Source organism: Bacillus sp. JZ39 (genome assembly GCF_053903145.1).
In genome coordinates this window covers 3,203,564-3,217,399 of sequence record NZ_CP096389.1, presented here as the reverse complement: position 1 = coordinate 3,217,399, position 13,836 = coordinate 3,203,564, and the positions used below count along the sequence as shown (strand labels likewise).

Annotated in this window: 12 protein-coding genes and 1 riboswitch; of the genes, 6 read left to right on the top strand and 6 right to left on the bottom strand. The window is 44.2% G+C overall.

Annotated elements, in window-relative coordinates; genetic code table 11:
- Positions 1 to 9 precede the first annotated feature (9 nt).
- Together cysI and M1D65_RS16555 are read left to right on the top strand one after the other, a co-directional pair.
- Positions 10 to 1,725 (top strand): assimilatory sulfite reductase (NADPH) hemoprotein subunit, encoded by a 1,716-nt coding sequence (gene cysI, locus M1D65_RS16560; RefSeq protein ID WP_041850542.1) that lies wholly within the window; start codon positions 10 to 12, stop codon positions 1,723 to 1,725.
- A gap of 255 nt (positions 1,726 to 1,980) precedes the next feature.
- Positions 1,981 to 3,993 carry a Na+/H+ antiporter gene (locus M1D65_RS16555; protein ID WP_124047931.1) on the top strand — a complete coding sequence of 671 codons (2,013 nt, stop codon included), beginning with the start codon at positions 1,981 to 1,983 and terminating at the stop codon, positions 3,991 to 3,993.
- Positions 3,994 to 4,036: 43 nt separating this feature from the next.
- On the opposite strand, the gene yvgO is transcribed toward M1D65_RS16555, so the two are convergent.
- Positions 4,037 to 4,522, bottom strand: a complete 486-nt coding sequence (gene yvgO / locus M1D65_RS16550; protein WP_003243913.1) for a stress response protein YvgO — start codon at positions 4,520 to 4,522, stop codon at positions 4,037 to 4,039.
- A gap of 222 nt (positions 4,523 to 4,744) precedes the next feature.
- Here yvgO and pgoN point away from each other — a divergent pair, with 222 nt between their 5' ends.
- Positions 4,745 to 5,575, top strand: a complete 831-nt coding sequence (gene pgoN / locus M1D65_RS16545) for a glyoxal/methylglyoxal reductase (RefSeq protein ID WP_015483687.1) — start codon at positions 4,745 to 4,747, stop codon at positions 5,573 to 5,575.
- A gap of 30 nt (positions 5,576 to 5,605) precedes the next feature.
- Here the strand turns inward: pgoN and modB are convergent, their stop codons facing one another.
- Positions 5,606 to 6,298, bottom strand: coding sequence for a molybdate ABC transporter permease subunit (gene modB / locus M1D65_RS16540; RefSeq protein ID WP_121517036.1), 693 nt, complete (start codon positions 6,296 to 6,298; stop codon positions 5,606 to 5,608).
- Positions 6,273 to 7,052, bottom strand: coding sequence for a molybdate ABC transporter substrate-binding protein (modA, locus tag M1D65_RS16535; RefSeq protein WP_456270638.1), 780 nt, complete (start codon positions 7,050 to 7,052; stop codon positions 6,273 to 6,275). Before modA ends, modB begins: the two co-directional genes overlap by 26 nt.
- Before the next feature lie 110 nt (positions 7,053 to 7,162).
- Here modA and M1D65_RS16530 point away from each other — a divergent pair, with 110 nt between their 5' ends.
- Positions 7,163 to 8,089, top strand: coding sequence for a substrate-binding domain-containing protein (locus tag M1D65_RS16530; RefSeq protein WP_032727098.1), 927 nt, complete (start codon positions 7,163 to 7,165; stop codon positions 8,087 to 8,089).
- 27 nt (positions 8,090 to 8,116) lie between these two features.
- On the opposite strand, the gene M1D65_RS16525 is transcribed toward M1D65_RS16530, so the two are convergent.
- Positions 8,117 to 9,970, bottom strand: a complete 1,854-nt coding sequence (locus M1D65_RS16525; protein ID WP_456270637.1) for an LTA synthase family protein — start codon at positions 9,968 to 9,970, stop codon at positions 8,117 to 8,119.
- A gap of 101 nt (positions 9,971 to 10,071) precedes the next feature.
- Complete coding sequence (locus tag M1D65_RS16520; protein WP_003228444.1) at positions 10,072 to 10,554, bottom strand: metal-dependent hydrolase; 483 nt, start codon at positions 10,552 to 10,554, stop codon at positions 10,072 to 10,074.
- 166 nt (positions 10,555 to 10,720) lie between these two features.
- Between M1D65_RS16520 and sspJ the strand changes: the two genes are divergently transcribed.
- Together sspJ and M1D65_RS16510 are read left to right on the top strand one after the other, a co-directional pair.
- Positions 10,721 to 10,861, top strand: coding sequence for a small acid-soluble spore protein SspJ (gene sspJ, locus M1D65_RS16515; protein WP_003221612.1), 141 nt, complete (start codon positions 10,721 to 10,723; stop codon positions 10,859 to 10,861).
- A gap of 116 nt (positions 10,862 to 10,977) precedes the next feature.
- A riboswitch (Lysine riboswitch) is annotated at positions 10,978 to 11,157 on the top strand.
- Positions 11,158 to 11,260: 103 nt separating this feature from the next.
- Entirely contained in the window at positions 11,261 to 12,670 is a 1,410-nt protein-coding gene (locus tag M1D65_RS16510) for an amino acid permease (protein ID WP_029318410.1), read from the top strand.
- A 203-nt stretch (positions 12,671 to 12,873) separates the two neighbouring features.
- On the opposite strand, the gene M1D65_RS16505 is transcribed toward M1D65_RS16510, so the two are convergent.
- The gene (locus M1D65_RS16505; RefSeq protein ID WP_446014662.1) at positions 12,874 to 13,821 is read right to left on the bottom strand and encodes an iron-hydroxamate ABC transporter substrate-binding protein; all 948 of its coding nucleotides are present in this window, start codon (positions 13,819 to 13,821) and stop codon (positions 12,874 to 12,876) included.
- Positions 13,822 to 13,836 lie beyond the last annotated feature (15 nt).

The window sequence follows — 13,836 nt, the reverse complement described above, 5'->3', positions numbered from 1 at the left end:
TTTTTCAACATGGTGACCAAAATTCTAAAAGCACCGGACGGCTCTCCAAGTGATGTTGAACGCATTAAAAAAGAAAGTGATTATTTGCGCGGCACGCTGAAAGAAGTGATGCTCGATCGAATCAGTGCCGGAATTCCGGATGATGATAACCGCCTGATGAAACACCACGGCAGTTATTTGCAGGATGATCGGGACCTCCGAAATGAACGCCAAAAGCAGAAGCTTGAGCCCGCATATCAGTTTATGCTGCGCGTGCGTATGCCAGGGGGCGTCTCGACGCCTGAACAATGGCTTGTCATGGATGACCTGTCCCAGAAATACGGGAACGGCACATTAAAATTGACGACACGTGAAACGTTCCAAATGCACGGGATTCTGAAATGGAACATGAAGAAAACCATTCAGACGATCCACTCAGCACTTTTGGATACGATCGCAGCCTGCGGAGACGTAAACCGTAACGTCATGTGTGCATCAAACCCTTATCAATCTGAAATCCACTCAGAGGTATACGAGTGGTCTAAAAAGTTAAGTGATGATCTGCTGCCGCGGACGAGAGCATATCATGAAATTTGGCTTGATGAGGAAAAAGTTGCCGGCACGCCGGAGGAAGAAGTCGAGCCAATGTACGGACCGCTCTATCTGCCGCGGAAGTTTAAAATCGGTATTGCCGTTCCGCCGTCTAATGATATTGACGTCTTTTCACAAGATCTGGGATTCATTGCGATTGTCGAGGATGGCAAGCTGATCGGTTTTAACGTGGCAATCGGCGGCGGTATGGGAATGACGCATGGCGATACTGCGACATATCCGCAATTAGCCAAGGTGATCGGATTCTGCCGGCCTGAGCAAATGTATGACGTTGCTGAAAAAACGATTACGATTCAGCGTGATTACGGCAACCGTTCTGTCCGTAAAAATGCGCGGTTCAAATACACAGTTGACCGCCTCGGTTTAGAAAACGTAAAAGAAGAATTGGAAAACCGTCTCGGCTGGAGCCTGGAAGAAGCGAAGCCGTATCATTTCGATCATAACGGCGACCGTTACGGCTGGGTGGAAGGCATTGAGGATAAATGGCATTTTACGCTGTTTGTCGAAGGCGGCCGTGTAACAGATTACGATGACTATAAACTGATGACAGGCTTGCGGGAAATCGCCAAAGTTCATACAGGCGAGTTCCGGCTGACGGCCAATCAGAACTTAATGATTGCGAACGTTTCAAGCGATAAAAAAGAAGAAATCAGTGCTTTAATTGAACAATACGGATTAACTGACGGCAAGCATTATTCAGCGCTTCGCCGCAGCTCGATGGCATGCGTCGCTCTTCCGACCTGCGGATTGGCAATGGCCGAAGCAGAACGTTATTTGCCGACCCTGTTAGATAAGATTGAAGAGATTATTGACGAAAACGGCCTTCGTGATCAGGAAATCACCATTCGTATGACAGGGTGTCCGAACGGCTGTGCACGTCATGCACTCGGTGAGATCGGATTTATCGGAAAGGCGCCGGGCAAATATAATATGTATCTTGGCGCTGCGTTTGACGGAAGCCGTTTAAGCAAAATGTACCGTGAAAACATCGGTGAAGCAGACATTTTAAGCGAGCTGCGTGTCCTTCTTTCCCGCTATGCGAAAGAACGCGAGGAAGGCGAGCATTTCGGTGACTTTGTCATCCGTGCGGGCATTATTAAAGCAACAACTGACGGTACGAATTTTCATGATTGAGAAAACTAAGAAGAGAGACAGGGAATAGCTTCCTGTCTCTTTTTTCTGTAATTTGCTCTGCTGCAAAAAAGTTCACTATGAGCATATCATGAGAAAAAATACCCTAAAAAGGGTACTATAAAAGAAGACAAGTGTGGAGAGAACTCCTGCGAAACCACATAGCGTATGCAAGGCCACCCTAGCTCAAGGGCTTTTAGACAAACAGATTTTTTGGCTCATCATGCCGACACACAACAGACGAAGGAGGTCATGCATTTGGACATATTTTTAGTTGTGCTCGTATTATTAACGATTATTGCGATTTCTAATATCGTGAACCGGTTTATTCCGTTTATTCCGGTGCCGCTGATTCAAGTGGCTCTTGGGATTCTTGCCGCCTCATTTCCACAGGGACTTCATTTTGAATTAAACACCGAATTGTTTTTTGTTCTGTTTATCGCGCCTCTGCTATTTAATGATGGAAAGAGGACACCGCGGGCAGAGCTTTGGAATTTAAGGGCTCCGATTTTATTGCTTGCACTTGGCCTTGTATTTGCGACTGTGATTGTAGGCGGCTACACGATTCACTGGATGATTCCTGCTATTCCGCTGGCAGCGGCCTTTGGACTTGCGGCCATTCTTTCACCGACTGATGTCGTCGCTGTCAGCGCATTATCAGGAAGAGTGAAAATGCCAAAAGGGATTCTTCGCCTGCTGGAAGGTGAGGGGCTGATGAATGATGCATCAGGTCTGGTGGCCTTTAAGTTTGCGATTGCAGCGGCAGTGACTGGTGCATTTTCATTAGCGCAAGCGGCTGTCAGCTTTGTCTTTATTTCTCTCGGAGGCTTGCTGTGCGGGGTTGTCATTTCATTTTTGATTATTCGTTTTCGCCTATTTCTGCGCCGCCTTGGCATGCAGGATGTCACGATGCATATGCTGATTCAAATTCTGACGCCGTTTGTGATTTATTTAGCAGCTGAAGAAATCGGCGTTTCCGGCATTTTAGCTGTTGTGGCTGGCGGTATTACCCATGCGGTTGAACAGGATCGTCTGGAATCTACGATGATCAAGCTGCAAATCGTCTCCTCAAGTACGTGGAACATTATTTTATTTATTTTGAACGGCCTGGTCTTCGTTATTCTCGGCACGCAAATCCCTGATGTTATTTCTGTTATCTTTAACGACACTGCCATCAGCAACATGAAGGTGATCGGCTATATCCTAGTCATCACATTTACGTTAATGCTCCTGAGATTCCTGTGGGTGCTGTTCTTCTGGAACGGCAAATGGTTCTTTAATAAAGATCAGAACATCTATAAACCGGGTCTTCGTTCGACGCTGTTAATTTCGATTTCTGGTGTGCGTGGAGCAGTAACGCTTGCAGGTTCTTTTTCCATTCCGTATTTCCTGGAGGACGGCACGCCGTTTCCGGAAAGAAATCTGATTCTCTTTTTAGCAGCCGGCGTCATTTTATGCACGCTTGTCATTGCTACCGTTGTGCTGCCGATTCTGACTGAAAAAGAAGAAGAGGACGAGGAACGAAACAAGAAGCTCCTGACGGCGAGACGCAAATTGATCAAAACAGCCCTTCAAACGATTAAAGAGGACATGAATGAGACAAACAAAACGGCCTCTCTTGCGGTGATAGCTGAATACAATGAGAAAATGAAAAATCTTCGTTTTCAGCAATATACATCGTCTAATCGCATCAAAAAGCACGAGCGTAAAGTCCGTGCCCAAGGGGTTAAGGCAGAGCAAGAGGCGCTGATGAAGATGCTGGAGCGGGGAGACATCCCGGAAGAAACAGCAAATGTGCTGCAAGAACGATTTAACGAGTTGGAAATTTTGTATGCGAACCCGTTTAAAGTCGGATTATCAAAAACAAGGCTCAAGAGGCTGATGTATTGGATTTTCTTCGGTGAACATAAAAAGCCGGAGATGTCGATTTTAAATGAAGCGGGATTGATACGGGCAACAAGAGTGAAAACGGCAAAAGCAGCGATGGAATATCTGGAAAAACACAAGACGGAAGAGCATAAAGAAGTGTTTTTATCTGTCATTACATTCTATAAACAGTTAATTTTCAGGCTGGAGCACAGCCATCATGAGCTGAAATCAAGCGCCCATTTTGAAAATCAAAAGCTGGAAGTGAAGCTGAAGGCTGTACAGGCGATCAGAAATGAAATTCAAACACTTTTCGAGGAAAGAGAAATTTCCCGGGACATCTCCCATGAGCTTCGCCAATACATTAATGATGTCGAAGCCGCCATGCTTGAAGGCGGCGAATAAATGCAGCAAAAAAGCTGGCGTTAGAGCGCCAGCTTTTTTTATATTAAGGGCGATGAAATGCGACAGTGCTGCCATCCCGGTCGAACCAGCCTCTGAAGGCCCAGTTGATCCAGCCGCCATCGCCTTTGTTTGTAAAGGTTCCGTCTTCAAATACCCAAATGCCATACGTAATGCCGTCGTAAACGGCTGAGCCGTAAAATTGCACACCGTTCAAATGATCTTCATATTCCTGGCTTAAATTAAAGACCATGACGTTATATTTTTGGCCGGACGCGTAGAAGGAAGACTCCATGAGGTTTTTCACAAAGCCATCCCTATTCTGTGCGGATTTGATGGCATCAGCGATTTGGTTGGCAATTCCAAGTACATCCAGGTTGACGTTTAAACCTACATCAGCGGCAGTTGTTCCAGCAGTAGTTGTCTGCGACATCTTCGGAGCAGGATTTTCTTCAGCGGAAGCAAAGGACAAAGGGGCAATTGTCAAAGCGGCACCAAGAGCAAGTGTCATTGGGATACGAATACGTTTCAAGTTGTTTCCTCCTTTGTTTTCATTTGGTTACACTACACGCATACCCTGCTCAATGTATTTGTAATCTCAATATTGTTAAAATAGGAAAAAAATAGTGTTTGAATTTGCCTGTGCTGTGAAAAAAGAAGCAAAAAGAGGGTCTTAAGCGTATTATTGGTATCGGCTGAGAGGAATGTGAGATAATATAGACGCTTATATTTCAGTGAAAGGGTGGATGTTCAAGTGCCAACAAGTTTAAAAGATACTGTAAAGTTACATAACGGAGTTGAAATGCCTTGGTTCGGTCTGGGTGTTTTTAAAGTAGAAAATGGTAATGAAGCGACTGAATCAGTGAAAGCGGCAATTAAAAATGGCTATCGCAGTATTGATACAGCAGCGATCTACAAAAATGAAGAAGGCGTTGGCATCGGAATTAAAGAATCCGGTGTGGCAAGAGAAGAGCTCTTCATCACATCAAAAGTGTGGAATGAAGATCAAGGCTACGAAACAACGCTTGCTGCCTTTGAAAAAAGCCTGGAAAGATTACAGCTTGATTACTTAGATTTATATTTGATCCATTGGCCTGGCAAAGATAAATATAAAGATACATGGCGCGCGCTTGAAAAGCTGTACAAAGATGGCAAAATTCGCGCGATCGGCGTCAGCAACTTCCAAGTTCATCATTTAGAAGAGCTGTTGAAAGATGCTGAAATCAAACCGATGGTGAACCAAGTTGAATTTCACCCTCGTTTGACGCAAAAAGAATTAAGAGATTACTGCAAAGCGCAAGGCATTCAGCTGGAAGCGTGGTCTCCGCTCATGCAGGGACAGCTTTTGGATAACGAAGTGCTGACACAGATTGCTGAAAAACACAATAAATCTGTGGCTCAAGTGATTTTGCGCTGGGATCTGCAGCATGAAGTTGTAACCATTCCAAAATCCATTAAAGAACACCGTATCATCGAAAACGCTGATATTTTTGATTTCGAATTGTCTCAAGAAGACATGGACAAAATTGACGCATTAAATAAAGATGAGCGTGTCGGCCCAAATCCTGATGAGCTTCTGTTTTAATCAAAAAACTCCCCGTTATGGGGAGTTTTTTTAGTGCGTTTTTTTCTGTTGAATGAAAAACAGCATCAAAAAGGAAATGACAACAATACAGACGACCCACGCCCAAGCAAGGGTATTGTTGCCGGAATCCAATGCGACATATATCGCCGTCGGCAGTGTTTGCGTAACACCGGGGATGTTTCCTGCAAACATGAGTGTTGCGCCAAATTCTCCGAGCGCCCGCGCAAGGCTGAGGATGCTTCCGGTCAGTAACGAAGGATAGGCAAGCGGGACGGAGATATGGATAAACACTTTCCATCTGCTAGCGCCGTCTACCATTGCCGCACCTTGTATATCGGGATCAATGTCAGCAAATCCGGTTTTGGCTGATTGATACATAAGCGGAAAGGCTACAACAGCCGAGGCGATCACAGCGGCCCACCAGGTGAAAATGACAGGCTGCTGGAAAATCCACTCGATGGCTTGTCCGATGAAGCTGTGCTTTCCGAAAATGACGATCAAAATAAAACCGACAACAGTAGGCGGAAGAACGAGCGGAAGCATAAAACATGTTTCGAGTGCCGTTTTTCCGAAAAATGATGCCCGTGACATCCATGCTCCAGCAAGTGTTCCGAGAATAATGACAACAATTCCGGCAACTGCCGCCACCTGAAAGGAAAGCGCAACGGGTGTGAAAAATTCTGAAGCGCTTATGCTACTAGGCAGTAAAGCCATATTTCTCAAATACTTTCATTGCTTCATCAGATTGCAGGTATTCGTAAAATTCCTTCGCTTCCTTACGGTGTTTTGTATCTTTTACGATTCCTAACGGATAGACAATTGGGCTGTGTGTATCTGCTTCTGCCTCGTCAATAATGTTGACCTTTTTCGAGACCAGGGCATCTGTTTTATAAACAATACCTGCGTCTACATTGCCGGTTTCAACATAAGAAAGAACTTGGCGAACGTCTTTTCCATACACAATTTTATCCTTCACTTTTTCCCATAAAGACAGCTTTGTCAGTGATTCTTTCCCATAAGCTCCTGCCGGTACGGATTCCGGAGTGCCAAGGGCGATTTTTTCTGATTCAGCCAGATTGCTGAAGCTTGTCACAGGTGAATCTCCGTTTTTCGGTACGACCAGCACAATTTCATTACCGACTAAATCAGTGCTGTCTTTTTTTGCGATATCTCCATCATCCACCAGCTTTTTAAATTTATCCTCAGCAGCTGAGAAGAACAGATCTGCTCCTGCTCCTTGAGAAATCTGTTTTTGCAAGGCGCCGGATGAGCCATAGTTATCTTGGATGGTAATATTTTGATGCTCTTTTTCATAATTTTTTTGGATTTCCTCAAGTGCATCCTGCGCGCTGGCGGCAGCTGAGATGGTTAACGTTACTTTTTTCTCGCTGTCCGTTGAAGACTGGTTTGAAGAACAGCCTGCTGCAAGGAGAAAAGCAGTTAAGGCTGCGATGAAAATAGAATACTTCTTAAACATGATTGCACCCCTTATCATTAGATATAACTAATTATAACTGATTATGTTTGGTTTATGTGGGTTTTTTTACATTCGGCGAAAAGGTATAATAAAATAGGAGAGTGATGATGATGAATGAAACCTCTTCCTATACGATAGAAGAAGTTGCAGGTCTGCTGAAGGTATCAAAGCTGACCGTTTATGATTTGATTAAAAAAGGCGTGCTGCCTGCTTATCGTGTCGGAAGGCAGATGCGTGTGGATGAAGAAGATTTAAAGCAATATAAAACGAATATGAGAATGTCTCAGCCCATCGCTGCAACAGAAGCGCCGAAACAGGTGCAGGAGGCTGAGCCGGACGGCAGACGGAATGTCATGATCAGCGGACAGGACATTTCGATGGATCTTCTCAGCAAGCATTTGGAGAATGCCATTCAGGAGACGCCGCTCCGTAAATACAAAGGAAGCTTAAACAGCCTGATTGATATGTATCAAGGCAAGTGTGACATTGTCAGCCTCCATTTGTACGATGCTGAAACGGACCAGTATAACGCTCCTTATGTAAAACGGATTTTGACAGGTGAACCGTTTTGTCTCATCAATGTCGTTCTCCGCAAAGCAGGACTGTATGTGAAAAAAGGGAATCCGAAAAACATTCAAGGCTGGAAAGACTTGAAAAGAGCCGATATCCGGATCATCAACAGGGAAAAGGGTTCTGGCGCAAGGGTGCTCCTTGATGAACAGCTTGGCTTGCTTGGTGTGAATCCAGCTGATGTAGTGGGATATAGCGATATCGTGACTGATCATTACGCTGCCGCTTCACAAGTTTCAAGCGGACAGGCTGACGCGGGAATCGGGGCGCAGCACGCGGCACATATGGGCAGTGTTGATTTTATCCCGCTCATCGACGAACAATATGATATCGTTGTTTTGAAAAAACATGAGCAGCTGCTGAAAGCCGTGAAGGAGATTTTGAATTCTGAGGAATACAAGGCGAATTTGTCTCATTTAAACGGCTATGAAACGAAGCTGACTGGCAAGGTGATGTTGGAAACGTAAAAAATCCCTCTTGATAGAGGGATTTTTTTATTCGGAAAACCTGAGCAGGTCACCATTTAAAATTTTATCAGAGAGAGAAAGTTCTTCGTTTGCTTTCTCCTTGTAATGGAGGCACGCATCCTGATCTTCCAGCACTTTACCTGTTTTTTGGCTATAGCACGTGTTCTTTGTGTATATATAATCGTTCGTAATAAAGCTGCCGTTTCGCAGAACGGCGAATGGGGTGCGGTCGCTGGACAGTAAATCATTGCCGAATTGGATATCGCCTTTTGTCTCAACGCCGAGCAAATGCATCAGCGTCGGCCTGACGTCGACCTGTCCCCCGGCATCAGGGATGGTTTCCGGCTTTTGATCGGTGATTCCCGGGATATGTATGATAAACGGCACCCGCTGGAGCTGAACGTTGTCATATGGTGTGATTTCGTCTTTCCCTAAAAACTCAGCCATTGCCTCGTTATGGGCTTCAGAAATGCCGTAATGATCTCCCATAAATACGATCATCGAATTTTCGTATAAGCCTTCGTCCTTCAGTTTTTTGATAAAATGCTTCAATGCCTCATCCTCATAGCGAACCGTGGTCACATAGCGGTTTAACAGATCACTGCTTGAGTCGAATTCATCTATCAGCTGATCCTTTTCATCAATCTCAAACGGAAAATGATTCGTTAACGTGATAAAACTGCTGTAGAACGGCTGCGGCAGGCTTTTCAGCTTTTCGGCGGACTGCTCTAAAAATTCTTTGTCTTTTAAGCCCCAGCTTGTCGATGTCCCGGGAGTGACATGAAAATCATCAACATCAAAAAAGCGGTCAATGCCAAATGTATCGTACATGACATCTCTGTTCCAAAATGTTTTATGGTTAGCATGAAAGACGGCTGAATAATAATCGTGCTGCTTCAGCGATTTATACATCGTATGAAATTGATGGTCGCTTTTCGTGAAAAAGACGGCGCCGCTAAGGGAAGGATACAGTGAGTTAGCGACGATAAATTCTGAATCTGATGTTTTGCCTTGTTCTGTTTGCTGATAGAAATGATCAAAGGAATAGCTTTTTTTAATGAGATCATTCATAAATGGGGTAATTTCTTTTCCATTTACTTTTTCATTCAGAACAAAGCTTTGGGTCGATTCAAGTGTTACAAAGATGACATTGCGCCCCTTTGCAAGACCGAATTTGCTTTGATCAGGCTTGCTGTAATCAGCCTCTGTGTAGTTTTTAATGGCAGTTATACTGTCTTCATCGGCAAAAGCTTTCGCGCTGATATTAACAGTCTGAGAAATTGTATCGTAAATATGGAACTGAAACAGACCGATGCTTTTGACTAGCATTTCCCGGTCAAAAGAATGTGCCAAAAGCTTCGGCTGCTGTACTTCTGCAAGTGCCAGTGTGCATAAAAGCATGCCGCAGGAAGCTGCATAGTACCGTTTGATCGTGCGGGGAGCGGCTTTTGTCTGTGGGTGTTTGGTTTTTCTGGCGAACAGCAGCAGACAAACCAAATCCACAAACAGGGCGATAAACAGAGGATGGAACAATTCTTTTACACTGCTTCCCATATCGCTCATGTTGCTCGCCTGAAATAAAACCGGAATGGTAATAAAATCGATATAAAAGCCGTAAAAAATCGTATTAGAGATCAAGATAACAGTCAGAACCAAATTGGCAATCAGCAAAAAAGCCCGCTGCTTGTTTCCTTTCAGAAGCAGGCCGATCCCGAATAAAGGAAGAATAAAGCTGAGCGGGTTGACCAGCAGCATTAGCTCCTCCAACAGAGTATCGATTTGCAAATCAAAGCCGAGTTTATATATCACATACGTTTTGATCCACATAAATAAGATCGAAAAACATAAAAACCGCTGATTGTGAAAAAAGGTTCCTTTCATCAATATGACTCCTCACGTTTTCTTGATCATCTGCATGAAATGCTTCTTAAGTAAAACCTACTAAAAACAGCCGGTTCAGACAAGTCTCAGCACTCATGTGTTTAAAACATGCGCCCATGAAACAGCATATAAAAGTAGTAACATGAAGCAAGGGTCAGGCCGGCTAGCACGAGCTGCTCAGAAAAACTGCCTGTCTTCATATATAATGGAAGCCGAACGCGGATCGTTGAAGGGAATAATAATTTGATTCCGTTCACCGTCCAAGCGTCAAGAATCAAGTGGCTCGCCATTCCGATCATCAGGCCGGCTGATATGTTTTTATCTGGAATGTATGTAGAAGTGATAAAAAACATGATGAGCATAAACAGCAAGCTGTGTGTAAATGTACGATGGCCAAAAACGGAGCTGACCACTTTCGATAAAATAGGAAATTTTCTCCCGATTTTGCTTTGTGTGTGGCAGATATCGGGTATTAATGCTCCAACCGCGCCTGATGCAGCCATAAGCACTGGATCAAATCCATAATAATAAGCCGCTGCCGTACAAGAAGCGATGCCTCCCATGATGTGTGTTTTTCCTGTCATTTGCCGCTTCTCCTTTTATCTTTTGCAAAAAATCTCTGAATTACAAATATATCAAGAGAATGTATGTTTGATCAACAGGACTTTGGACGATAAAAAATATCCCGCATAATTTTTCAGGAAAGAGGTATCTTAAACATGTACCTATTTTTTAAAAGAGGTGATACGAATGGGTTTCTTTAATAAAGATAAAGGAAAACGTTCCGAAAAAGAAAAAAACGTAATCCAAGGAGCTCTTGAAGATGCTGGTTCAGCTCTAAAAGATGATCCGCTTCAAGAAGCTGTGCAAAAAAAGAAAAATAATCGATAACCACATGCGGATAGAGCTTGGCTCTATCCGTATTTTCCATCTGTTCCCTTTGACAGATCATCCTTTCTTTGATAACCTTCTGGGAGTAACTGAATAATTAAATCCTCACTCTTTCTCAGTGAGGTAGAGGTTGCGCGGATGATAAGTCACACATGCCAGGCTGACAGGAGCTGTTAAACATGTGTAAAAGGCATCAGCGCCGAAGTGTGGAGAAAGCCGATCCTTCTCTATGCTGGGACTGTATCTGAATAAGTGCAGGACTGCCGCGTGCTTTTTCGCGGAGGGCTATCCGGAGATCAAGGGTGTGTGTTTCTTTAAGCATGGACTTTTGTTCAGGCTTTTTTTGCGTTTATATGATCTCGGGGTCTGGTCCGTACAAAGAATCATGGAGGTACTGGAATGGAACAGACAAAAAAATGGGGTTTTTGGTTATTAACGGCGTTTGTCGTTGGAAATATGGTTGGATCAGGAATTTTCTCCTTGCCGAGCTCGCTTGCTTCAATTGCGAGTCCGTTTGGAGCTACGTCCGCCTGGCTTTTGACAGGTGCCGGCGTGCTGATGATTGCACTTGTGTTCGGACACTTGTCCATTCGCAAGCCTGAACTGACAGCGGGACCGCAAAGTTATGCAAGAGCGCTGTTTTCTGACCCGAAAAAAGGCAACGCTGCCGGTTTCACAATGGTGTGGGGCTACTGGGTGGCGAGCTGGATCAGTAACGTGGCGATCATCACAAGTCTCGCCGGTTACTTGACTTCGTTCTTCCCGATCTTGGTTGATAAACGTGAGATGTTTTCGATCGGCGGGCAAGAGGTGACACTCGGCCAATTACTGACGTTTGCCGTATGTACGATCTTGTTATGGGGAACGCACGCGATTCTTGTTGCCAGCATTAACGGCGCAAGTAAATTAAACTTTGTCACAACGCTTTCTAAAGTATTAGGTTTTGTCTTCTTTATCGTTGCTGGTTTATTTGTGTTTCAAACGACATTATTCGGTCATTTTTATTTCCCGGTTCAAGGAGAAAACGGCACAAGCATTGGAATTGGCGGCCAGGTTCATAACGCCGCGATTTCTACACTGTGGGCGTTTGTCGGAATTGAATCCGCGGTGATCCTGTCCGGCCGTGCGCGCTCTCAGCGTGATGTGAAACGTGCGACAATTACCGGCTTGCTGATTGCCTTGAGCATATATATTATTGTGACTTTAATTACGATGGGTGTTCTGCCGCATGATAAGCTTGTCGGCTCTGAAAAACCATTTGTTGATGTACTCTATGCGATTGTTGGAAACGCGGGAAGCGTGATTATGGCGCTTTTGGCTATCCTTTGTTTATTCGGAACGATGCTCGGCTGGATTTTGCTTGGCTCTGAGGTGCCATACCAAGCAGCTAAAGCGGGAGATTTCCCGGCATTTTTTGCAAAAACGAATAAAAAGGGAAGTCCGGTCATTGCACTCATTATTACAAACGTCATGTCACAGGTCTTCATTTTCTCGGTTATTTCCCGGACAATAAGTGACGCATTTACATTTTTAACGACAGCGGCTACACTCGCATATTTAATTCCGTATCTAGTATCTGCAATCTACAGCTTGAAGGTAGTCATCAAAGGTGAAACGTATGACCAGCTGAAAGGCTCCCGTGTAAGAGACGGATTGATCGCGATACTGGCGTGTGCATACTCCGTGTTTGTTATCGTAACAGGCACAGCAGATTTAACGACATTTATCCTCGGCATCGGTTTATTCTTTGTCGGCTTAATCGTTTATCCATTTGTGAGTAAAAAGTTCCAGAAAGAAAAACATGCATAATGAAAAGACACCTGATTTGCTCAGGTGTCTTTTTTTATAAAAAACGAATTTCTACTGATCGTTAACATAGTTGACAGGAAAGCTGGATTCAAAAAATTAAGGGGCAATCCAATATGCAACTTCCTGTGATTTGGCAAGAAAATATCCGATCAAATTGAACGATCCTTATAAATGAGACAGCCGCGGGCAGGCGGCTCTTTTGTTTATTTAGTCAAGCTTTCGGTAATAAACTTCAGTTGTCCTTCTAATGAAATCGGGTCAGAGAAATAGAAACCGATCGGATCCATCTTGTAGATATGCCCATTTTTAACGGCGCTAAGGTTTTTCCAAATGGAGCTGTCAAATACCCCGCCATCGTCACCGCCAGATTGCCATGGGCCTGCGAAAATATAATCTCCGGCGAAGTCAGGGAGCTTCTCTAATGAAATACTTGTATATCCAGGCCCCTGGTCAATGGCTTTTTCTTTTGTCAGCTTGGTCGCCTGCAGGCCGAGGTCTTTGTAAATGATGCTTCCGCCTCTTCCAAAGTCTTTACCGAATACGTAAATGTCTTTTCCGTTCGTTTGCATAATGGAAATGGTTTTGTCACCGACCGCTTTTTTGATTTTTGTTTTAGCGGCCGCAACTTTTTTATCCCACTTGGCCAGCCATTTTTCAGCTTTATCTTCAGTTCCCGTCATTTTTGCAAATTCTTTCAGTTGTTCGATGTTGTCGAGCTTATCGTATTTTACTGCGACAGTCGGCGCAATTTTTTCAAGCTTTTTAATATCAGCGCCCTGTGTTGTCCAGACGATAATCAGATCAGGGTTCAAATCAATGACCTTTTCAACCGAAGTGCCGTCTCCGATGTTTTCAACGCCATCGGTTTTTCCTTTGTAGTAAGGGTTTTTAAATACATTCTCAGGCGCACCGACAACGTTGATGCCGAGTGTTTTGAAGTAGCCGTAATAGCCGTCTGCCATGACAACCACCCGTTTAGGATGCTTCGGGATTTTTACATTTCCGTTTTCAGCCTTGTATGTAAAGGTTTCTGCGCCTTTTGAATCAGAGGCAGAACCTTTGCTTTCTGAGTTATTCCCGCAGGCTGCCAGCGCTGCAATCAATAACAGGGCAAAAAACGCGGCTCCGAGTTTCTTGTATATATGGGTCATATCTCATACCTTCTT

Excerpts from the sequence above, each read along its gene's own strand:
- M1D65_RS16530 (WP_032727098.1), top strand. The coding sequence starts at position 7,163 with ATGAATGAAACCTCTTCCTATACGATAGAAGAAGTTGCAGGTCTGCTG.
- modA (WP_456270638.1), bottom strand. The coding sequence starts at position 7,052 with ATGTTTAAGAAGTATTCTATTTTCATCGCAGCCTTAACTGCTTTTCTC.
- M1D65_RS16520 (WP_003228444.1), bottom strand. The coding sequence starts at position 10,554 with ATGACAGGAAAAACACACATCATGGGAGGCATCGCTTCTTGTACGGCA.
- M1D65_RS16505 (WP_446014662.1), bottom strand. The coding sequence starts at position 13,821 with ATGACCCATATATACAAGAAACTCGGAGCCGCGTTTTTTGCCCTGTTA.
- sspJ (WP_003221612.1), top strand. The coding sequence starts at position 10,721 with ATGGGTTTCTTTAATAAAGATAAAGGAAAACGTTCCGAAAAAGAAAAA.
- M1D65_RS16525 (WP_456270637.1), bottom strand. The coding sequence starts at position 9,970 with ATGAAAGGAACCTTTTTTCACAATCAGCGGTTTTTATGTTTTTCGATC.
- cysI (WP_041850542.1), top strand. The coding sequence starts at position 10 with ATGGTGACCAAAATTCTAAAAGCACCGGACGGCTCTCCAAGTGATGTT.
- M1D65_RS16510 (WP_029318410.1), top strand. The coding sequence starts at position 11,261 with ATGGAACAGACAAAAAAATGGGGTTTTTGGTTATTAACGGCGTTTGTC.